Here is a 20,482-nt window from a genome sequence, read left to right as displayed (position 1 = left end):
TCCGGCGCGCCGTCGATCTGGTCGTAGGCGCGGAATTCACCGAAATACTTCGTGATCGCAGCCGTCAAGGTCGTCTTGCCGTGGTCAACGTGGCCAATCGTGCCGATGTTGACGTGCGGTTTGTTCCGTTCAAACTTTGCCTTACCCATGATGGGAACTCCTGATGTCGTTCGGTTGCGGTGGGGTGAACCCCACCCTACGGGGTGGTAGGGCGGGGTTAACCCCGCCACACCGGTTAAGCGTATTTCTTCTGGATCTCGTCCGAGATGTTCTGCGGCACGGCGTCATAGTGGTCGAACGACATCGAGAACGTCGCCCGTCCCGAAGACATCGAGCGCAGGGTGTTGATGTAGCCGAACATATTAGCCAACGGCACCATCGCGTGAATGATGTTGGCGTTGCCCAAGCTGTCTTGCCCCTGGATCATGCCCCGACGCGAGGTCAGGTCGCCGATGACGCCACCGGTGAAGTCTTCCGGAGTAACGACGTCGACTTTCATGATCGGTTCCAGCAGTTTGGCGCCGGCCTTCTTCAGACCCTCACGCATCCCCGCCCGAGCCGCGATTTCGAAGGCCAGAACCGAGGAGTCGACGTCGTGGAATGCGCCGTCAACCAGCGCCACCTTGAAGTCGATCACAGGGAAGCCAGCGAGCGGGCCTGAGTCCATCACGGACTTGATGCCTTTTTCGACGCCGGGGATGTATTCCTTCGGAACCGAACCGCCAACAACCTTGGACTCGAACGAATACCCCACGCCCGGCTCAGTCGGGGTGATGATCAGTTTGACGCGGGCGAATTGACCCGTACCGCCAGTCTGCTTCTTGTGGGTGTAGTCGATTTCCGCTTCGCGCGAGATCGTTTCGCGATAAGCCACCTGCGGCGCACCGATATTCGCCTCGACCTTGAACTCGCGACGCATGCGATCAACGAGGATGTCGAGGTGAAGTTCGCCCATGCCCTTCATGATCGTCTGACCGGATTCGATATCGGTTTCGACGCGGAACGACGGATCTTCAGCAGCCAGGCGAGCGAGCGCGATGCCCATCTTTTCCTGGTCGGCCTTGGTCTTGGGTTCCACGGCGATTTCGATGACCGGGGTCGGGAAGGTCATGGTTTCCAGAACCACCTGATGGGCGGGATCGCACAGCGTGTCACCCGTGGTGGTTTCCTTCAGGCCAGCCAGCGCCATGATATCGCCGGCAAAAGCCTCTGCGATTTCTTCTTGCTTGTTGGCATGCATCATTACCATGCGGCCGATGCGTTCTTTGCGGCCCTTCGTGGCGTTGTAGATCTGGTCACCCTTCTTCACCTGACCCGAGTAGATCCGGGTGAAGGTCAAGGTGCCCATGAAGGGGTCGTTCATGATCTTGAAGGCCAGACCCGAGAAGGGTTGGTCATCATCGGCAGAGCGCGAGATGTTGCGCGTTTCCGACTCGTCACCCGGTGCGAAGCCCATGTAGGCCGGCACGTCCAACGGATCGGGCAGGAAGTCGATCACGGCGTTGAGCATGGGCTGCACGCCCTTGTTCTTGAACGCCGAACCGGCCAGAATCGGAACGAAGTCGATCGCAAGCGTCCCCTTGCGGATCAGCGCGCGCAGCGTGGCTTCGTCAGGCTCGTTGCCTTCCAGATAAGCTTCCATCGCGGCGTCGTCTTGGCCGACCGCGAGTTCCAGCATATTGTAGCGCCACTTGTCAGCGTCAGCCTTCAGGCCGGCGCGGATCGGTTGGCGAACCCAGGACGCACCCAGATCTTCGCCCTGATACACCCATTCTTCCATGGTGATCAGGTCGATGATGCCTTCCAGCTTGTCTTCAGCGCCAATGGGCAGCTGGATCGGCATGGGGACAGCGCCGGTACGGTCGGCGATCATCTTGACGCAGTTCATGAAATCCGCGCCGGTCTTGTCCATCTTGTTGACGAACACGATACGCGGAACCTTGTAGCGGTCAGCCTGACGCCACACGGTTTCGGTTTGCGGCTCAACACCTGCGTTGCCGTCCAAGAGAACGACAGCGCCATCAAGCACGGCCAGCGAACGTTCAACTTCAATGGTGAAGTCGACGTGGCCGGGGGTGTCGATGATGTTGAAACGGTACTTGTCCTTGGCGCCGGTATGTTCGCCCGCGTCAACTTGGCGTTCCCAGAAGGTCGTGGTGGCAGCAGAGGTGATCGTGATGCCACGCTCTTGCTCTTGCTCCATCCAGTCCATGGTGGCGGCGCCATCGTGGACTTCCCCGATCTTATGGGTCTTGCCGGTGTAGTACAGGATCCGCTCGGTCGTCGTGGTCTTACCCGCGTCGATGTGAGCGATGATCCCGAAGTTCCGGTAGCGGTTCAGCGGATATTCGCGTGCCATAATGCCACCTTACCAACGGTAATGGCTGAACGCTTTATTTGCGTCGGCCATCTTGTGGGTGTCTTCGCGCTTCTTCACGGCCGTACCACGGTTGTTCACCGCGTCGGACAGTTCAGCAGCCAGACGTTCTTCCATGGTATTCTCGTTGCGCTTGCGGGCAGCGGTGATGACCCAACGGATCGCCAGCGCCTCTCGACGCTCCGTCCGGACTTCAACCGGAACCTGGTACGTAGCACCACCGACGCGGCGCGAGCGCACTTCGACGGAGGGTTTCACATTGTCCAGCGCTTCATGGAAAGCTTGGATCGGTTCGCGCTTCAGACGGGTCTGAACACGTTCCAGGGCGCCATAAACGATGCCTTCAGCGACGGACTTCTTGCCGTCCAGCATCAGGTTGTTCATGAACTTTGTCAGAACCCGATCACCATACTTGGCGTCGGGCAGAATTTCGCGCTTTTCAGCGGCGTGACGACGGGACATTCTCTATCTCCTCACTTCGGACGCTTGGCGCCATACTTCGAACGACGCTGACGGCGTTCCTTGACGCCTTGCGTGTCGAGAACGCCGCGGAGGATGTGGTAACGCACGCCGGGCAAGTCCTTGATACGACCGCCGCGGATCAGAACCACAGAGTGTTCCTGAAGGTTGTGCTTTTCACCGGGAATGTAGCAGATCACTTCGAAGGAGTTCGTCAGACGAACCTTGGCGACCTTCCGCATAGCGGAGTTCGGCTTCTTCGGGGTGGTGGTGTAGACGCGGGTGCAAACGCCGCGCTTCTGGGGGCAGGCTTCCAAGTGTTGCGACTTGGACTTCCGGACTGGGGCCTCCCGCGGTTTGCGGATCAGCTGTTGAATAGTCGGCATGCACGTTCCTCGTGTTGCTCTGTCAATACTCGCACCAAGCCTTGGTGCGCCACTTCTCGACACGGCATCTTGCGCCTACCGCAAAATGCCAAAACCGCAATCGCTCCCAACGTGGGTGCGGTGCGGCGGAATTTCAGAGGATCGGGGCTTTCGCCCGGATCGTGACCAGTTCCATTGTCATGACCCAAACCATAATAGACCTATGGCTAAGGTAGGCGGCTGATAGGGGGAATCGGTCAGGAAGTCAACAGCGCTTGGCGTTCTGCCAGCCCACCGACCATGCGCCGTAACGTCGCCGCCAGCAGCGCGACCAGCAAAAAGCCCAGCACAACATCTGACAGAAAATGCCGTCCCGCCGCCACGCGCTGCCAGAAAGTGAACAGCGGAAAGGCAAGGGTCAGAAGCCATGCACTCCGGTAGGCAATTGCGCCCAGATTGGCCCGGTTCGCGCGCAGCACTAGGGCCAGACAAATTGCCAAGGCCGTCGCACCCGCCATCTCGCCAGAGACAAAGGATCTGTAGCCGCAGCAATCGGGACTGATGACCCAAGCCGGGGTGAAATGGGCGAGACCGCCGAAGTCCTGGATCTGGAAGGGACGCGGCCTGCCCCAGATCGGCTTGAGAAGGGCATTGACCAGCACGCCCGGCCCCAGAACGAAGACAAGCGTCTGATAAAGCCAGCCACGCGCCGACAGGTGCAAGAAGGGGCGGCGGCGCAGAGCAAGGGCAAGTATCGCAAGGAAACCCAGGTCCTCGGCCGCCATCAGCAGATTTCTGATCGCCTCGATGATCACATTCGCTTCAATCGGAAAGCGGGTTCCATCGAAGAACCGCGTCGAGACAGCCAGGTCGATGGCAGGAAAGGTCACAAACACCGCGCTGGCCAAAAGTGTCAGCAGCAATAATGCGAGGATCAGCCTCACGCACGCGTCTCGTTGCGGATCAGCCAAAGGTTGCGGCTGTAGATCACGACACCGGGCAATTGGCCCAGGATGATGACCGGGTCCACCTTGTGAAGCCCATAAGCCAGAACGATGGCACCGCCGAAGATGCTGAAATACCAGAAGGCCACCGGCACCACGGAACGCCCCGCCTTTTCAGACGCCAGCCATTGCACGATGAAGCGCCCGGTGAACATCAACTGGCCCAACAGGCCAACAATCACCCAGACCGCATCTGCGGCCGTATCGGCATGCATCAGGGACAGGATCGTGTGCATTCAGGCCTCCTCGGGCAGAGCATTCGCCTTCTTGCGGCGGCGCAGCAGCCAGGCAACACCCAGCAGATCCACGGCACCAACCATGGCCCGTTGCACGTTGGAATAGTTCGACGCCCCGGCCCCCCGCGCACGGTGGCTGACATCCACATGCGCCACTTGCCAACCATCTCGGGCGAACAGAGCTGGCAGATACCGGTGCATGTGATCAAAGTAGGGCAACGCCAGAAACGCTTCACGCCGGAAGGCTTTCAGACCGCAGCCGGTGTCCCTGGTGCCATCTTTCAACAGCCATCCCCGCAGGCCATTGGCAAGACGAGAAGCGATCTTCTTCGACCAGGTGTCCTGACGCTTGACCCTTTGGCCCGCCACCAACCCGATCACCCCGGCCTTGTCCGCCAGCAAAGGTGCCACCAGCTTCGGCAATTCCTCGGGGGGGTTCTGGCCGTCGCCGTCCAGCGTGCAGATCAGGGGCGAGCGCGCCGCCACAACCCCGGTATGAACGGCGGCACTTTGCCCAGCGGAATTTGGATGGCGCAGCAATCGCACATGGGCCATCCCCAAGCCGCTTACCATGGCGCCGGTCTGGTCAGTCGAGCCGTCATCGACGACGATAATCTCAAACGGTGCCATCGGTTTCATTGCCGCATCAATGGCTTGCACCAAGGCACCAATATTGTCGGCCTCGTTGCGGGCCGGAATGACGATGGAGATGTTGGTCATGATCCGCTGCCCTTGTTCCCGGCCCGTATAGAGGAGCCCCGTGGTCCTTGCAATTCAACTGGCAGGCACCTGCCGGCGTTTTCGTTCGTGAAGCAGCATGTAGATGCCGGACGCAACCACAACGGCGCCACCGATCAGAGTCATTTCATCCGGCAAAGTGCCGAACCGCGCCCACCCCAAGAAGATGGCAAACAGCAGCGACGTGTAACGGAACGGTGCCACGACCGACAGGTCCCCCACCCGCATCGCCTTGATGGCACACAGATAGCCGATCACCAGAAAAACCGCCCCGCCGGACGTCTCGGCCAGGGCTGCGGCTGTGACGGTTTGCCACCCGTTGATCACAACCCCGCCCGCCCCCATCAGCGTCACCGCCACCGACGCCCATATGGCGCCGGTGGTCGACGGCAGCGTGCTGGAAAACGCGCGCGTGGTCAGATCCCGCAACACCACACAAGCCACCGAGGCCAATCCGATCACAGACCAGCGGTCGAAATCCGCAGCACCGGGCCGCACGATCAGCATCACGCCGACAAACCCCAGCACAATGGCGGCCAGCCTGCGCCAGCCGATTTGGCTGCGCATCACCAAGGCAGCCGTCAAGGTCACGGCCAGCGGCAAGGATTGCATGATGGCCGACAAGTTGGCCAAAGGCATGTGGATCAGGGCCACCAGAAAGGTCAGGGTGGACGTAACCTCTCCGAGGGTACGCCATCCCAGAAGCGTGCGATCTTTGCCGCCGGGGAACAGGTTCAAGCCGCCAGAGGTCCGAGACGCAATCAGAAACAGCCCTGCCGTCGAGACGAGTCCGCGCTGCAACATCGCCTGAAACAGCGGCAACCCGCCTTCGGTCACGGCTTTCATGAAGGTGTCGTTCAGCGTGAAGGCCAGCATCGAGCCGCACATTAGAAGCATGCCGCGCGAATTGTCTGAAAGTGCCATGCCGCCCTGCCCCGGTCTTCACATAGAAAGACCCCCCGCCTTTCGGCAGGGGGCCAGTGTTTTCGTCACCGGGGCAATTACTCGCCGCGGCTTTCGATGGTGTCGACCAGACCGGAGTCGTTGTCGTCACCCATGTCCATCACCGCCAGCGGTGCTGCAAGGGCAGCTGCCGCTTCCGCTTCGGACTTGCGCGCCTCAATCACCGTCTGGTCACGATCCGTCGCGATCTTCTTCACGCGGCTGGTGGCACCACCGGTACCGGCCGGGATCAGACGACCCACGATGACGTTCTCTTTCAGGCCGACCAGTTTGTCGCGCTTGCCCTGAACCGAAGCTTCGGTCAGCACCCGCGTGGTTTCCTGGAACGACGCCGCCGAGATGAAGCTGCGGGTCTGCAGCGACGCCTTGGTGATGCCCAACAGGATCGGCTCGGCAATCGCCGGACGCATGCCGTTGGCATGGGCCTTGGCGTTCGTCTCATCCAGTTCGGCCTTGTCGACGTTTTCGCCCTTGAGCAGCGTCGTCTCACCCGAGTCCAGAATCTCGAACTTTTGCAGCATCTGGCGCACGATGACTTCGATGTGCTTGTCGTTGATCTTCACGCCTTGCAGACGATAAACGTCCTGCACTTCGTCGATCATGTAGTTGGCAAGCGCCTCGACCCCCAAGATCCGCAAGATATCGTGCGGAGCCGGGTTGCCGTCCATGATGTAGTCACCCTTCTGGACGAAGTCGCCTTCCTGAACCGGAATGTGCTTGCCCTTCGGGATCATGTACTCGACCGCCGTCAGCGTCTCATCAACCGGTTCAACGGTGATGCGGCGCTTGTTCTTGTAGTCTTTGCCGAAGCGGACATAGCCGTCGGTTTCCGCGATGATCGCGTGATCCTTCGGGCGACGGGCTTCGAACAATTCGGCCACGCGGGGAAGACCCCCGGTGATGTCCTTGGTCTTGGCACCTTCGCGCGGAATACGCGCCACAACGTCGCCGGGGCGAATCTCCTGCCCGTCTTCGACGGACAGAATGGCGTCCACCGACATCGGGTAGGTGATCGGCGTGCCGGTTTCCGAACGCATCGGTTCGCCAGTCGCCGGGTCCATCACGATCACTTCGGGCTTCAGTTCGTTGCCTTTCGGAGCCGAACGCCAATCCGAGACGATCTTCTGGGTCATGCCCGTCGCTTCGTCGGTATCTTCGCGGACCGAAATGCCCGAGATGAGGTCCTTGAACCGCGCCACGCCGGTCTTTTCGGCGATGATCGGCAGGGTATAGGGGTCCCATTCGAACAGTTTGTTGCCGCGCTTGACCATCTGGCCGTCCTTGACGTGCAGCTTCGCACCATAGGTCAGCTTGTGCACGGCCCGGTCAGCACCGGCTTCGTCCACGATGGCGATCGACATGTTCCGACCAACGACAATCTGCTCGCCCGCGACGTTGGACAAGAGGTTGGCGTTGCGGAACTCGATCTTGCCTTCTTGAGACGCTTCGAGGAACGACTGTTGGCCGCCCTGCGCGATGCCGCCGATGTGGAACGTCCGCATCGTCAGCTGCGTGCCGGGTTCGCCGATGGACTGCGCGGCGATGATGCCGACAGCTTCACCCTGGTTGACCAAAGTACCACGGGCCAAGTCACGGCCATAGCACATGGCGCAGACGCCTTCTTCAGCCTCGCAGGTCAGCGGGGAACGGATACGGGCGGACACGACGCCAGCCTGATGGATCAGGTCTGCGCGGCGTTCGTCGATCAGCTCACCACGACCCACCAGCACTTCGCCGGTCGCTGGAACCACGATGTCATCGGCAGCCACACGGCCCAGCACACGCTCGGCCAGGGACTGCACGACTTCACCATCGTTGACGGCGACGTCAGCGGTGATCGCGCGCTCGGTGCCGCAATCATGCGAACGCACGATGCAGTCTTGCGCCACGTCCACCAGACGACGGGTCAGATAGCCCGAGTTCGCGGTCTTCAACGCGGTGTCCGCGAGGCCCTTACGGGCGCCGTGGGTCGAGTTGAAGTATTCCAGAACCGTCAGACCTTCCTTGAAGTTCGAGATGATCGGCGTCTCGATGATCTCGCCCGAAGGCTTGGCCATCAGACCGCGCATCCCGCCCAGCTGCTTCATCTGCGCTGGCGAACCCCGGGCCCCGGAGTGCGACATCATGTAGACCGAGTTCGGTTCCTTCTCGGCACCGTTGTCGTCGTACTTCACGGCCGAGATTGCAGACATCATGTCGGCAGCAACCTTGTCCGAGCATTTGGACCAAGCGTCGACCACCTTGTTGTACTTTTCGCCCTGAGTGATCAGGCCGTCCATGTACTGCTGTTCGAACTCTTTCACCTGATCGCGGACTTCGTTGACGATCGGCCACTTGGTGTCCGGGATCAGCATGTCGTCCTTGCCGAAGGAAATCCCTGCACGGAAGGCCTCTTTGAAGCCCAGACCCATGATCTGGTCGCAGAAGATCACCGACTCTTTCTGACCGCAGTAGCGGTAGACGGTGTCGATGACAGACTGCACGTCCTTTTTCCGCAGCAGACGGTTGACGAGGTCAAACGGTGCCTTGGCATTCAGCGGCATGATATTGCCCAAGCGCAGACGGCCGGGGGTCGTATCAAAACGCTTCCAGACGATGTTGCCCTCTTCGTCAACTTGACGGAGGCGGGCCTTGATCTTGGCGTGCAGGTGAACGGCACCCGAAGCCAAAGCATGCTCGACTTCGTCGATGTCGGTGAAGGCCATGCCCTCGCCAACCATGCCTTTGCGTTCCATCGTCACGTAGTAGATGCCCAGAACCATGTCCTGCGACGGAACAATGATCGGCGCGCCGTTGGCGGGCGACAGAACGTTGTTCGTCGACATCATCAGAACGCGGGCTTCAAGCTGCGCTTCCAAGGACAGCGGCACGTGCACAGCCATCTGGTCGCCGTCGAAGTCGGCGTTGAAAGCCGAGCAGACCAGCGGGTGCAGCTGGATCGCCTTGCCTTCGATCAGGATCGGTTCAAACGCCTGAATGCCCAAGCGGTGCAGCGTCGGAGCGCGGTTCAGCAACACGGGATGTTCGCGGATGACTTCATCCAGGATATCCCAGACTTCCGGGCGCTCTTTTTCCACCAGCTTCTTGGCTTGCTTGACGGTCGAAGACAGACCCTTGGCTTCCAGACGCGAGTAGATGAACGGCTTGAACAGCTCCAACGCCATCTTCTTCGGCAGGCCGCACTGGTGCAGCTTCAACTCCGGGCCGGTCACGATGACCGAACGACCCGAGAAGTCGACGCGCTTGCCGAGCAAGTTCTGACGGAAGCGGCCCTGCTTGCCTTTCAGCATGTCGGACAGCGACTTCAACGGGCGCTTGTTGGTGCCGGTGATGACACGGCCACGACGGCCGTTGTCGAACAGGGCATCGACAGCTTCCTGCAGCATCCGCTTTTCGTTGCGCACGATGATGTCGGGCGCACGCAGTTCGATCAGACGCTTCAGACGGTTGTTGCGGTTGATGACGCGGCGGTACAGGTCGTTGAGGTCAGACGTGGCAAAGCGGCCGCCATCCAGCGGAACCAGCGGGCGCAGTTCCGGCGGGATGACCGGAAGCACGGTCAGAACCATCCACTCCGGACGGTTGCCGGATTCCAGGAAGCTTTCGACGATCTTCAAACGCTTGATGATCTTCTTCGGCTTCAATTCGCCCGTGGCTTCCTTGAGGTCAGCACGCAGCTGATCGGCCAGCGACTCGAGGTCGATGGCAACCAGCATTTCGCGGATCGCTTCCGCGCCGATGTTGGCGGTGAAGGCGTCAGCGCCGTACTGGTCTTGCGCGTCGAGGAATTCCTCTTCGGTCAGCATCTGGCAATAGGTCAGGTCGGTCAGACCCGGCTCGATCACCACATAGTTTTCGAAGTAGAGGATGCGTTCCAGATCCCGCAGGGTCATGTCCAGCATCAGGCCGATCCGGCTAGGCAAGGACTTGAGGAACCAGATATGCGCAACCGGAGCGGCCAGCTCGATATGGCCCATCCGCTCGCGCCGCACCTTTTGCAGGGTGACTTCCACGCCGCACTTTTCGCAGACAACGCCGCGATATTTCATGCGCTTGTATTTGCCGCAAAGGCATTCGTAATCTTTGATCGGCCCGAAGATCCGGGCGCAGAACAGACCGTCACGCTCGGGCTTGAACGTCCGGTAGTTGATGGTCTCGGGCTTCTTGATCTCGCCATAGGACCACGAAAGGATCCGTTCCGGCGAGGCGAGCGAGATCTTGATCTCGTCGAAGGTTTTCACCGGGGCGACCGGATTGAACGGGTTGGTGCTGAGTTCCTGGTTCATTTCTATTCCTGAGAATGGGGGCGGCGGGGAAAGGTTTTGCGATGAAGGTGCGCAATGAATGCGCACCCTACGTAGGGTGCGCCTTTACGGCGCACCTACCGCTTCACTCTTCCTCCGCATCCAGGAGTTCCATGTTGAGGCCGAGGCCACGCACTTCCTTGACAAGGACGTTGAACGATTCCGGCACGCCGGCTTCGAAGTTGTCCTCACCCTTGACGATGCTTTCGTAGACCTTGGTCCGGCCTGCCACGTCATCCGACTTCACAGTCAGCATTTCCTGCAGGGTATAGGCGGCGCCGTAAGCCTCAAGGGCCCAGACCTCCATTTCCCCCAGACGCTGACCACCGAACTGCGCCTTACCACCCAGCGGCTGCTGCGTGACCAGCGAGTACGGACCGGTCGAACGGGCGTGCAGCTTGTCATCCACCAGGTGGTGGAGTTTCAGCATGTATTTCACGCCAACCGTGACCTTGCGGGCGAACTGTTCGCCCGAACGGCCATCGAAGACCACCGACTGACCCGAGGTGTCAAAACCAGCGCGGGTCAGCGCATCGTTGACATCCGACTCCTTGGCGCCGTCGAACACCGGCGAGGCGATCGGGACGCCACGGGTCACGTTACCCGCGAGTTCCAGGAAGTCGGCCTCGTTGCGATCGGCGAAGGCTTCTTCGTAGGTCTCATCGCCGTAAGCCAGACGCATCGCTTCGCGCACCGGTGTCATATCGCCATGACGACGATAATCCTTCAGCGCTTCGTCGATCTTCAGGCCCAGACCGCGTGCGGCCCAACCCATATGCGTCTCAAGGATCTGGCCCACGTTCATCCGCGACGGCACGCCGAGCGGGTTCAGAACGAGGTCAACCGCAGTGCCATCGGCGAGGAAAGGCATATCCTCGACGGGGACGACTTTGGAGATAACACCCTTGTTGCCGTGACGACCGGCCATCTTGTCGCCCGGTTGAAGCTTGCGCTTCACCGCGACGAAAACTTTGACCATCTTCATCACGCCCGGAGGCAGATCGTCGCCGCGACGGACCTTTTCGACCTTGTCGTCGAAACGGTTGTCGAGCGCGCGTTTCTGCGCTTCGAACTGGTCGTGCAGGGCTTCGACATCCTTGGCGTCAGACTCTTCCGCCAAGGCGAGTTGCCACCACTGACCCTTGGACAGGGTACCCAGCAGCTCTTCGTCAATGGTTGAGCCGGCTTTGACACCCTTCGGACCTTTGACAGCGGTCTTGCCGGTGACCAAAGTTTTCAGGCGCGAATAGATGTTCCGCTCCAGAATGGTCAGCTCGTCGTCCCGGTCGCGGGCGAGGCGTTCGATTTCCTCACGCTCGATCTGCAGAGCGCGTTCGTCCTTGTCGACACCATGACGGTTGAAGACGCGGACTTCCACGATCGTGCCATAAGCCCCCGGCGGCAGACGCAGGCTGGTGTCGCGGACGTCAGACGCTTTTTCACCGAAGATGGCGCGCAGCAGCTTTTCTTCCGGCGTCATCGGCGATTCACCCTTGGGGGTGATCTTGCCAACCAGAATGTCGCCCGGTTGCACTTCGGCGCCGATGTAGACGATGCCCGCCTCGTCGAGGTTACGCAGCGCTTCTTCACCGACGTTCGGAATGTCGCGGGTGATTTCCTCTGGCCCCAGCTTCGTGTCACGCGCTGCGACTTCGTATTCTTCGATGTGGATCGAGGTGAACACGTCGTCTTTCAGAATGCGTTCCGAAATCAGGATCGAGTCTTCGTAGTTGTAGCCATTCCACGGCATGAAGGCCACGATGACGTTCCGGCCAAGGGCCAGTTCGCCCATGTCGGTGCAGGGGCCATCGGCCACCACTTCGCCACGCACCACAACGTCACCCACCTTCACCAGCGGACGCTGGTTGATGCAGGACGACTGGTTCGACCGCTTGAACTTGCGCAGACGGTAGATGTCGACGCCCGGTTCCGCCGGGTCCAGCATTTCCGTGGCGCGCACAACGATACGCGTCGCGTCAACCTGGTCGATGATGCCAGCCCGACGGGCCATGATCGCCGCACCCGAGTCACGCGCCACAACCGCTTCAATGCCGGTGCCCACAAAGGGGGCATCAGATTGCAGCAGCGGAACCGCCTGACGTTGCATGTTCGAGCCCATCAGGGCGCGGTTGGCGTCGTCGTTTTCAAGGAACGGGATCAGCGAGGCTGCAACCGACACAAGCTGCTTCGGCGAGACGTCGATCAGGTCGATCGCATCCGGCGGGTTCAGCATGAATTCGCCTGCTTTCCGCGAGGAAATCAGGTCGTCGGTGAAGTGACCTTCGGCATCCTGCGCCGCGTTGGCTTGCGCCACCGTGTGACGCATTTCCTCGGTCGCCGACATGTAGACGACCTCGTCGGTCACCTTGTTGTCGATCACCTTGCGGTATGGCGTTTCGATGAAGCCGTACTTGTTCACGCGGGCAAAGGTGGCCAGCGAGTTGATCAGGCCGATGTTTTGGCCTTCTGGCGTTTCAATCGGGCACATCCGGCCATAGTGGGTCGGGTGAACGTCGCGCACTTCAAAGCCAGCACGCTCACGCGTCAGACCGCCTGGCCCGAGAGCCGACAGACGACGCTTGTGCGTCACTTCGGACAGTGGGTTGGTTTGGTCCATGAACTGCGACAGTTGCGAAGAGCCGAAGAATTCACGCACCGCAGCGGCTGCCGGTTTGGCGTTGATCAGGTCTTGCGGCATGATCGTGTCGATTTCGACGGACGACATGCGTTCCTTGATCGCCCGCTCCATGCGCAGCAGACCAACGCGGTACTGGTTTTCCATCAGCTCGCCGACAGAACGAACCCGGCGGTTGCCGAGGTGGTCGATGTCGTCGATTTCGCCTTTGCCGTCGCGCAGTTCGGTCAGGGCCTTGATGCAGGCCACGATATCGGCGCGGTCGAGCGTGCGTTGGGTATCGGGGCGACCCAGATCCAGACGCATGTTCATCTTGACCCGGCCAACTGCCGAAAGGTCATAGCGTTCCTTGTCGAAGAACAGCGTGTCGAACAGCTGGGACGCCGCTTCAACGGTCGGCGGTTCGCCCGGACGCATCACGCGGTAGATGTCCATGAGCGCGGTGTCGCGGCCCATGTTCTTGTCCACCGCCATGGTGTTGCGCATGTACGGACCGACGTTGACGTTGTCGATGTCCAGCACCGGAATCTCGGTAATCCCTTGATCCAGAAGCGTTTTCAGCGTGCCGCCCTTGACGTTGCCATCACGGTCGTACTCCATCGTCAGTTCGTCACCGGCTTCGACCCAGATTTCGCCGGTCTTTTCGTTGATCATGTCCTTGGAGACATAGCGGCCCACGATCATGTCGAAGGGCAGCAGCAGATCCGTGATCTTGCCTTCCTTGGCCCAGGTGTTCGCCATCTTCGGCGTCACCTTGTCGCCACCCTTAAGCAAAACCTCACCGGTGGCTGCGTCGACCAGATCGAAGGTCGGGCGGGTACCGGACAGGCGCTTGGGGAAGAACTTCGAAATCCAGCCCTTGTTCTTCACATGGTTGAACATCACGGTTTCATAGTAGGCATCCATGATGCCTTCCTGATCCATGCCCAACGCGTACAGCAGCGTCGTCACCGGCAGCTTGCGGCGGCGGTCAATGCGCGCGAAGACCACGTCTTTGGCGTCGAATTCGAAGTCGAGCCACGAGCCGCGGTACGGAATGATGCGGCAGGCAAACAAAAGCTTACCCGAGGAGTGGGTCTTGCCCTTGTCGTGGTCGAAGAACACGCCGGGGGAGCGGTGCATTTGGGACACGATCACACGTTCGGTGCCGTTCACGATGAACGTGCCGTTCAGCGTCATCAGGGGCATGTCGCCCATGTAGACGTCTTGTTCCTTGATGTCCTTGACGGACCGGGCGCCCGTCGCCTCGTCAACATCAAACACGATCAGGCGCAGCGTCACCTTCAGGGGCGCTGCATAGGTCAGGTCGCGCTGCATGCATTCGTCGACGTCGTACTTGGGCTTTTCCAGCTCGTACTTGACGAATTCCAGCACTGCAGTCTCGTTGAAATCCTTGATCGGGAAGACCGACTGGAACGTGCCCTGGATACCCTCGTCATCCAGCGGCTTGTCGCCTTCGCCCGAACGCAGGAACAGATCGTAGGAGCTTTTCTGCACCTCGATCAGATTCGGCATCTCCAGAACTTCACGGATTTTGCCGTAATACCGGCGGACACGTTTTTGACCAACGTAAGCTTGCGCCATGCTCGTCGTAACCTTTCATCATCAAAGTGCGCGCTTCCGTCGGGCCACGGACGCGCCACTCGGGCGATAGGGGGTTATGGTCCTATTCATGCCCCCCATCCCTTAGGGAGGCTCCCGAACCATCACCGCGCCTGGAAAGAGGCTTTCGCAAAAGCACCTTTCAAGACGCGCATAGCAGGGCCGGGAAAACTCCCGACCCTGCCAGCTAAATCCAAGACCAGGGACGAACCCCGGCGCAGGATTACTTCAGCTCGACTTTGGCGCCAGCCTCTTCGAGCTTCTTCTTCAGCGCTTCGGCGTCAGCCTTGGTCGCGCCTTCTTTCACTTTGCCGCCGGCTTCAACCAGGTCCTTGGCTTCTTTCAGGCCCAGACCGGTGATGACGCGGACTTCCTTGATGACGTTGATCTTGTTCGGACCAGCTTCGGTCAGAACGACGTCAAATTCGGTCTTTTCTTCGACAGCTTCGGCAGCAGCGGCCGGAGCAGCAGCCATCATGACGGCGCCACCGGCTGCCGGCTCGATGCCGTACTTGTCTTTCAGGATGGTCTTCAGTTCCACTGCTTGCAGCAGGGTCAGACCAACGATGTCTTCGGCGAGTTTGTTCAGATCGGCCATTTTATGTTCCGTAAGGTTGAGATGGGGGTTCTAACGAGGCGAGGACTATCCACACCCGGTCACCAATTGCTTCAGGCGGCAAGCCGCTCCTCGATGGTCGAGAGAATGCTTGCGATCGCAGACGCAGGCGCGCCGATGGACCCGGCGATGCTCGACGCGGGCGAACCGATGCAAGCCGCGATGGAAGCGATAACTTCCTCACGCGACGGCATGGCTGCCACGGCTTTCACACCGGCAGGATCCAGAACCGCATCGCCCATTGCCCCGCCCAGAATAACGAACTTGTCGTTGGTCTTGGCATAGGCCTCGCAGACCTTCGCCGCAGCGACGGGGTCTTCCGAGTAGGCCATAACGGTCATGCCCGTGAGGAGTTTGCCCATCTTTTGACCGGGCTTGCCCTCCAGGGCAATCATGGCGAGCTTGTTCTTGGCGACGCGCACGGACCCGTTCACTTCGCGCATTTTGGCGCGCAGGGTCTGCATCTGGGCAACTGTCATACCGGTGTAATGGGCGACCACTACAACGCCAGAGCTTGCGAAGATCTGGCCGAGTTCATCGACCACTTGCTCTTTCTGGGCTCTATCCACAGTTTTACTCCAAGTTTGGGGGTTTCCCCCCGGCTCATGTTTGCCTTCCGTTACCGGAAAGCGTCGAGTCCATGATGTCTTCCGAGCCTGCAGACGCCCGAGGCAAGCCCCGGTGAAATCGGTTCGAACTCCATCTCAGGAGGGAAATTAAGCATTCTTGCGAAGGCACCCACCGTCTCGGACAAAGCACGCCCAAACATCGTGACGAATCACGAAGCTTGAACAGACTTGGTCAATACAGGGAAGACTGGGCCGGCGCAATCAGCGATGCGCGTGCCGTGGACGCAACTCGACAGGCCATGAACCTCCGGCCTATCACCGTCAGAGGATACTACAATTCTTGACCAAATGCATCAACGCATTCATCGCCAAACGCAAGCTCCCTGCCCCGGCATCCGTCGCAAAGCAAAAGCCACCAGCAGCGATGCTGCCGGTGGCTCAATTTTCAAGTCCTGCAGACTTAGCGTGCGGTGGCCGAGGCAAGTTCCACGGAAACGCCCGGGCCCATGGTCGAGGCCAGCGAGACCTTCTTCAGGTAAGTGCCCTTGGCCCCTGCGGGCTTGGCGCGGCTCACGGCTTCCACAAACGCACGAACGTTTTGCGCCAGCTTTTCATCCGAGAACGAAACCTTGCCGATACCGGCATGGATGACGCCGGCCTTCTCAACCTTGAACTGCACTTCGCCGCCCTTGGCAGCGGTCACAGCGGTCTTGACGTCCATCGTCACGGTGCCGACCTTCGGGTTCGGCATCAGGTTGCGCGGGCCCAGGATCTTGCCCAGACGGCCCACCAGCGGCATCATGTCCGGCGTTGCGATGCAACGGTCGAACTCGATCTTGCCGGACTGGATGGTTTCCATCAGGTCTTCGGCGCCAACGATATCCGCACCAGCGGCCTTGGCTTCATCAGCTTTGGCGCCACGGGCGAACACGGCGACGCGCACGGTCTTGCCGGTGCCATTCGGCAGTTGCACCACGCCACGGACCATCTGGTCCGCGTGACGCGGGTCCACGCCGAGGTTCAGCGCGATTTCCAGCGTCTCGTCGAACTTGGCCGAGGCGGCAGACTTGATCAGCGCAACAGCAGCTTCAACGGCGAGCAGGCTCTTGCCAGCGAAGACGGCTTCGGCGGCACGGGTACGTTTTCCAACTTTGGCCATGACTTACCCCTTGATCTCGATGCCGCAGGACTTCGCAGAGCCCAGGATGATGTTCATCGCCGCTTCGATCGAATTGGCGTTGAGGTCTTTCATCTTGGTTTCGGCGATCTTGCGGATCTGTGCGACCGAGACGGAACCGGCAACGGTGTGGCCCGGCTTGACCGAACCCTTGGCGCGGTTGCGCTTGCCGACCAGCGGAAGGCCAGCAGCTTGCTTGAGCAGGAAAGACGCCGGAGCGGTCTTGAACTCAAGGCTGAAGGACTTGTCCTGATAGTATGTGATGATGACCGGGGTGGGCGTGCCCAGCGGCAGGTCAGCGGTCTTCGCGTTGAATTCCTTCACGAACATCATGATGTTCAGGCCGCGTTGACCCAGTGCCGGACCGACCGGCGGGGACGGGTTGGCTTGACCCGCCTTAACTTGCAGCTTCAGGCTGCCGATAATCTTCTTGGCCATGTGGCCTCTCCTTTATCACTGCGCCCGCCGCTCATTCGGCAAGGTCGCGGTTTAGTGGTCCGGTCCGTCACCCCGAAAGGCGCTCGCCTCCCACACGAAACACTCACATGCCCTTGGACACCTGAGTGAATTCCAGTTCGACGGGCGTTGCCCGTCCGAAGATCGAGACGGACACCTTCAGGCGGCTGTGCGCCTCGTCCACTTCCTCGACCATGCCATCGAAGCCCTCGAACGGGCCGTCGGTGACCTTGACCTTTTCGCCGATGTCGTAGCGGATCAGATTGCGCGGCGCGATCTCACCCTCTTCGACGCGGTTCAGGATGCCGTTCACTTCGGCATCACGCATCGGCATCGGCTTGCCCTGCGGACCAAGGAACCCGGTGACGCGGTTGATCGAAGAGATCAGGTGATAGCCCTTGCTCGACATTTCCATCCGCACCAGCACATAGCCGGGCATGAAACGCCGCTCTGACGTGACCTTCTTGCCCCGACGCACTTCGATGACTTCTTCGGTCGGCACCAGAACTTCGTCGATTTCTTCCTGCATCCCGGCTTCGGCTACAGCGGTCTTGATTGCCTCGGCCACTTTCTTCTCGAAGTTCGAGAGAACGGAAACCGAATACCAGCGCTTGGCCATGCCACGTCCACCTTTTCATGCCCTGGCCCTTGCCAGAGACGTCTGCGTTGTGCGCGGACTGTCCGCGCGAGGGAACAAAAAACAGCGCGCCGCCGAATCGCTGCGCGCCGAATGTCCCCAGAACTTGCGGCGGGATACAGTCCCACACGCCTCAATTCAAGGAAAATCGGCCCGCCGTCGCCCGAGGGGTCTTAATGGAAGGTGCTGAGAATGAAGGTCAGACCGGATTTGATCAACACATCGACAAGGCTGAAGAAGGTTGCGGTCAGGGCGGCCATGGCAAATACCATGATCGTGGTCAGAATGACTTCACGACGCGACGGCCAAGCGACCTTCGCCACTTCAGAGCGCACCTGCTGGATGAACTGGATCGGGTTGGTCGTGGCCATGCTAAGTCCGCCTTTAAGGGTTTAGGGGCAGATACGCGGTTGGCCCCGCAAATTCAAGGCCGAAGCCACCGCATGTCAAATATGGAAAAGGCTGGCAGGAGTTGGGGGACTCGAACCCACGACCCTCGGTTTTGGAGACCGATGCTCTACCAACTGAGCTAAACTCCTAGGCCTGCGGCGGGAGTTACGGCAGGTTCGGGGGGAAATCAAGGGGCTCTGTCAGGAATCTGCTTGTGGCCTCGCACAAGCCGGGCGACACCATGGCCACATTGACGGAGTTTGCCATGATCCCAGCCCGCTACGCGCCGATCCTGTTCGGTTTTCTGCTGTCTGGCATGATGTCGCTGATCGTTTCCGGCCTATCGACCTTTCGGGCGATTGGCTTTGGCGGGGTGTTTCCCGCCGTCTGGATGGGCAATTGGGCCCTCAGCTGGGCGACAGCTTTTCCCATCGTGCTCGTCGTGGCCCCCTTGACCCGACGGATCGTCGCCCGGCTGGTCACCAAGGGCTGAAACGCTTCAGGACTTCTTCACGAACTGGGTCAGGATCACGATGGTCTGGTCATTGACCCGCCCCTCGATCTGCCCGGCATTGTCACGCACCAGCCGGATCGCGCGCACCGCCGTACCGCGCTTTGCCACCATGGATGACCCCTTGACCGGCAGATCCTTGATCAGCACCACGGTATCACCCGCAGCCAGCAGCACGCCGTTGCTGTCGCGGTGCTCGATCACCGTTTCGGCTTCGGCAAGGCCCGCCTCGGCACGGGCCAGCACGTCAGGCTCCAGATAAACGCTGTTAAGCAGGTCTGCGGCCCAGGCCTCGCCTGCAAGGGCCTTCAGCAAGCGGAAGGCGGCAATCTGGGTCGGCGCCTCTGCCGCCCAGATCGCATCACCCAGACAGCGCCAACGCGGACCGGGTGTGACGGTGCCCACCAAGGCGGCCGCGCAGATGGGGCAGAGCAGGGCTTGATCTTCGCCCGGGGGGAGGGTGATCAGGATGGCTTCGGGGGCGGCGCAAAGGACGCAGGTCATGGGATCAGCCTTTCGGGAAGAGGGGCCGGTTGCCCATCCTACGGTTCGGGCGTTGGATGCGACGAAGGGCGCTGCGGGGCAAGGGGAAAGATGAAGCCAAAGGCAACAGGTCAAACTTCGGCCCGGTTTCGGTGTTGGCGCGTGGCGAAATCTTTGGAGCGCGCCGCGAAGACCGTCGCCCTGATCCTTTTCCTGACCCCGCTGGGGGGGGACCGCGCAAGACCGTCTGCCAGAGCCGAGGCAGGCTTGCGTCGTTCAGATGGCCCTGCGACAGGCGGATGAGGCCTCAACGCCAGCGGTTCTGGTTTTGGGTTAACTGGCCGACGCCTGTGCACAGAAGCAGGAGGGCGCCGCCGACGCCGCACGCACGCGCAGCGCACTTCTAGCAAGGCTGTTGAAGGATGATCCCGATCCAGCCCATGCCCATCTTGACCATGATCCGGCGCGGGGTCAGGCTCTTGTGGCGCTGTTTCCGCAAGAAGACCAGGCCAAATGGCTTTATCAGCTGGGAGAGGCTGAGATCGGGCGAGGCGATGTTGCGGGGGCACTCTCCACCATCGCGCCACTGGCGGCGGTGCCTGATCCGATCCGCTTCGCATACTTGCTGCAAGAGCGGGTCGCCCCGGTGATGGCCGCACTGGGGCAAAAGGCCCAGGCGGCCCTGCTGGTGGCCGCGTTGCACGATGCCAAGGTCACAGCCCTTGTCGCGGCACGGCTGCAATAGCAAAGGGCCGCCCCGGGGGACGGCCCTTCCAAGCTAGGATGGGAAAACTTCCCATCCGACTTCAGATCACTTGATAATTTTAGAGACGACGCCTGCGCCGACGGTGCGGCCGCCTTCGCGGATGGCGAAGCGGAGTTTTTCTTCCATCGCGATGGGCGCGATCAGCGTGACGTTGAACTTCAGGTTGTCGCCCGGCATCACCATCTCGGTGCCGG

General features: G+C 60.4%; 20 protein-coding genes and 1 tRNA gene. 2 read left to right on the top strand and 19 right to left on the bottom strand.

Translation table 11 applies throughout. The features are described from left to right. The 17 genes from AC1Y2B_RS21160 to AC1Y2B_RS21080 all read right to left on the bottom strand — a co-directional run. A partial coding sequence (locus AC1Y2B_RS21160; protein ID WP_482255116.1) for a GTP-binding protein occupies positions 1-149 on the bottom strand: 149 nt, incomplete at its 3' end. Positions 150-235: 86 nt separating this feature from the next. Beyond that, entirely contained in the window at positions 236-2,359 is a 2,124-nt protein-coding gene (gene fusA, locus AC1Y2B_RS21155) for an elongation factor G (RefSeq protein ID WP_482255115.1), read from the bottom strand. Positions 2,360-2,368: 9 nt separating this feature from the next. After that, entirely contained in the window at positions 2,369-2,839 is a 471-nt protein-coding gene (rpsG, locus tag AC1Y2B_RS21150; RefSeq protein WP_482255114.1) for a 30S ribosomal protein S7, read from the bottom strand. An 11-nt stretch (positions 2,840-2,850) separates the two neighbouring features. After that, positions 2,851-3,222, bottom strand: a complete 372-nt coding sequence (gene rpsL / locus AC1Y2B_RS21145; protein WP_482255113.1) for a 30S ribosomal protein S12 — start codon at positions 3,220-3,222, stop codon at positions 2,851-2,853. 236 nt (positions 3,223-3,458) lie between these two features. Continuing rightward, on the bottom strand, positions 3,459-4,145 hold the full coding sequence (locus tag AC1Y2B_RS21140) for a phosphatase PAP2 family protein (protein WP_482255112.1): 687 nt from the start codon (positions 4,143-4,145) through the stop codon (positions 3,459-3,461). Beyond that, complete coding sequence (locus tag AC1Y2B_RS21135) at positions 4,142-4,441, bottom strand: lipid-A-disaccharide synthase N-terminal domain-containing protein (RefSeq protein ID WP_482255111.1); 300 nt, start codon at positions 4,439-4,441, stop codon at positions 4,142-4,144. Before AC1Y2B_RS21135 ends, AC1Y2B_RS21140 begins: the two co-directional genes overlap by 4 nt. Continuing rightward, positions 4,442-5,161: a glycosyltransferase family 2 protein gene (locus tag AC1Y2B_RS21130; RefSeq protein WP_482255110.1), complete on the bottom strand. Its 720-nt coding sequence runs from the start codon at positions 5,159-5,161 to the stop codon at positions 4,442-4,444. A 54-nt stretch (positions 5,162-5,215) separates the two neighbouring features. Next, positions 5,216-6,103, bottom strand: coding sequence for a DMT family transporter (locus tag AC1Y2B_RS21125; RefSeq protein WP_482255109.1), 888 nt, complete (start codon positions 6,101-6,103; stop codon positions 5,216-5,218). Positions 6,104-6,180: 77 nt separating this feature from the next. After that, the gene (rpoC, locus tag AC1Y2B_RS21120; RefSeq protein WP_482255108.1) at positions 6,181-10,428 is read right to left on the bottom strand and encodes a DNA-directed RNA polymerase subunit beta'; all 4,248 of its coding nucleotides are present in this window, start codon (positions 10,426-10,428) and stop codon (positions 6,181-6,183) included. Positions 10,429-10,531: 103 nt separating this feature from the next. Further along, positions 10,532-14,665 carry a DNA-directed RNA polymerase subunit beta gene (rpoB, locus tag AC1Y2B_RS21115; RefSeq protein WP_482255107.1) on the bottom strand — a complete coding sequence of 1,378 codons (4,134 nt, stop codon included), beginning with the start codon at positions 14,663-14,665 and terminating at the stop codon, positions 10,532-10,534. 241 nt (positions 14,666-14,906) lie between these two features. Then, positions 14,907-15,281: a 50S ribosomal protein L7/L12 gene (gene rplL, locus AC1Y2B_RS21110; RefSeq protein WP_482255106.1), complete on the bottom strand. Its 375-nt coding sequence runs from the start codon at positions 15,279-15,281 to the stop codon at positions 14,907-14,909. A 71-nt stretch (positions 15,282-15,352) separates the two neighbouring features. After that, the gene (gene rplJ / locus AC1Y2B_RS21105; protein ID WP_482255105.1) at positions 15,353-15,868 is read right to left on the bottom strand and encodes a 50S ribosomal protein L10; all 516 of its coding nucleotides are present in this window, start codon (positions 15,866-15,868) and stop codon (positions 15,353-15,355) included. A gap of 460 nt (positions 15,869-16,328) precedes the next feature. Beyond that, a complete protein-coding gene (rplA, locus tag AC1Y2B_RS21100) occupies positions 16,329-17,027 on the bottom strand; it encodes a 50S ribosomal protein L1 (RefSeq protein WP_482255104.1) in 699 nt (232 codons plus the stop codon). Positions 17,028-17,030: 3 nt separating this feature from the next. Continuing rightward, positions 17,031-17,483: a 50S ribosomal protein L11 gene (gene rplK, locus AC1Y2B_RS21095; protein WP_482255103.1), complete on the bottom strand. Its 453-nt coding sequence runs from the start codon at positions 17,481-17,483 to the stop codon at positions 17,031-17,033. A gap of 103 nt (positions 17,484-17,586) precedes the next feature. Beyond that, positions 17,587-18,120 carry a transcription termination/antitermination protein NusG gene (gene nusG, locus AC1Y2B_RS21090; RefSeq protein ID WP_482255102.1) on the bottom strand — a complete coding sequence of 178 codons (534 nt, stop codon included), beginning with the start codon at positions 18,118-18,120 and terminating at the stop codon, positions 17,587-17,589. Positions 18,121-18,311: 191 nt separating this feature from the next. Then, a complete protein-coding gene (secE, locus tag AC1Y2B_RS21085) occupies positions 18,312-18,509 on the bottom strand; it encodes a preprotein translocase subunit SecE (RefSeq protein ID WP_482255101.1) in 198 nt (65 codons plus the stop codon). A 92-nt stretch (positions 18,510-18,601) separates the two neighbouring features. Continuing rightward, positions 18,602-18,677 (bottom strand) — tRNA-Trp (locus AC1Y2B_RS21080). A gap of 92 nt (positions 18,678-18,769) precedes the next feature. Here AC1Y2B_RS21080 and AC1Y2B_RS21075 point away from each other — a divergent pair. Beyond that, positions 18,770-19,021, top strand: a complete 252-nt coding sequence (locus AC1Y2B_RS21075; protein WP_482255100.1) for a DUF2798 domain-containing protein — start codon at positions 18,770-18,772, stop codon at positions 19,019-19,021. A gap of 6 nt (positions 19,022-19,027) precedes the next feature. On the opposite strand, the gene AC1Y2B_RS21070 is transcribed toward AC1Y2B_RS21075, so the two are convergent. Beyond that, the gene (locus AC1Y2B_RS21070; protein ID WP_482255099.1) at positions 19,028-19,543 is read right to left on the bottom strand and encodes an alkylphosphonate utilization protein; all 516 of its coding nucleotides are present in this window, start codon (positions 19,541-19,543) and stop codon (positions 19,028-19,030) included. 394 nt (positions 19,544-19,937) lie between these two features. On the opposite strand from AC1Y2B_RS21070, the gene AC1Y2B_RS21065 reads away from it, so the two are divergent. Beyond that, positions 19,938-20,267 carry a hypothetical protein gene (locus tag AC1Y2B_RS21065; RefSeq protein ID WP_482255098.1) on the top strand — a complete coding sequence of 110 codons (330 nt, stop codon included), beginning with the start codon at positions 19,938-19,940 and terminating at the stop codon, positions 20,265-20,267. A 66-nt stretch (positions 20,268-20,333) separates the two neighbouring features. On the opposite strand, the gene AC1Y2B_RS21060 is transcribed toward AC1Y2B_RS21065, so the two are convergent. After that, on the bottom strand, positions 20,334-20,482 hold a 149-nt coding region (locus tag AC1Y2B_RS21060; RefSeq protein ID WP_482254620.1), incomplete at its 5' end, for an EF-Tu C-terminal domain-related protein.

The sequence above is a fragment of the Stagnihabitans sp. genome (assembly GCF_964946895.1).
This window is presented reverse-complemented; position numbering and strand designations above follow the sequence as displayed.

Excerpts from the sequence above, each read along its gene's own strand:
- AC1Y2B_RS21125 (WP_482255109.1), bottom strand. The coding sequence starts at position 6,103 with ATGGCACTTTCAGACAATTCGCGCGGCATGCTTCTAATGTGCGGCTCG.
- rpoB (WP_482255107.1), bottom strand. The coding sequence starts at position 14,665 with ATGGCGCAAGCTTACGTTGGTCAAAAACGTGTCCGCCGGTATTACGGC.
- rplL (WP_482255106.1), bottom strand. The coding sequence starts at position 15,281 with ATGGCCGATCTGAACAAACTCGCCGAAGACATCGTTGGTCTGACCCTG.
- nusG (WP_482255102.1), bottom strand. The coding sequence starts at position 18,120 with ATGGCCAAGCGCTGGTATTCGGTTTCCGTTCTCTCGAACTTCGAGAAG.
- rpsG (WP_482255114.1), bottom strand. The coding sequence starts at position 2,839 with ATGTCCCGTCGTCACGCCGCTGAAAAGCGCGAAATTCTGCCCGACGCC.
- AC1Y2B_RS21130 (WP_482255110.1), bottom strand. The coding sequence starts at position 5,161 with ATGACCAACATCTCCATCGTCATTCCGGCCCGCAACGAGGCCGACAAT.
- AC1Y2B_RS21070 (WP_482255099.1), bottom strand. The coding sequence starts at position 19,543 with ATGACCTGCGTCCTTTGCGCCGCCCCCGAAGCCATCCTGATCACCCTC.
- secE (WP_482255101.1), bottom strand. The coding sequence starts at position 18,509 with ATGGCCACGACCAACCCGATCCAGTTCATCCAGCAGGTGCGCTCTGAA.
- AC1Y2B_RS21135 (WP_482255111.1), bottom strand. The coding sequence starts at position 4,441 with ATGCACACGATCCTGTCCCTGATGCATGCCGATACGGCCGCAGATGCG.
- rpsL (WP_482255113.1), bottom strand. The coding sequence starts at position 3,222 with ATGCCGACTATTCAACAGCTGATCCGCAAACCGCGGGAGGCCCCAGTC.
- rplK (WP_482255103.1), bottom strand. The coding sequence starts at position 17,483 with ATGGCCAAGAAGATTATCGGCAGCCTGAAGCTGCAAGTTAAGGCGGGT.
- AC1Y2B_RS21075 (WP_482255100.1), top strand. The coding sequence starts at position 18,770 with ATGGCCACATTGACGGAGTTTGCCATGATCCCAGCCCGCTACGCGCCG.
- rplA (WP_482255104.1), bottom strand. The coding sequence starts at position 17,027 with ATGGCCAAAGTTGGAAAACGTACCCGTGCCGCCGAAGCCGTCTTCGCT.
- rpoC (WP_482255108.1), bottom strand. The coding sequence starts at position 10,428 with ATGAACCAGGAACTCAGCACCAACCCGTTCAATCCGGTCGCCCCGGTG.
- fusA (WP_482255115.1), bottom strand. The coding sequence starts at position 2,359 with ATGGCACGCGAATATCCGCTGAACCGCTACCGGAACTTCGGGATCATC.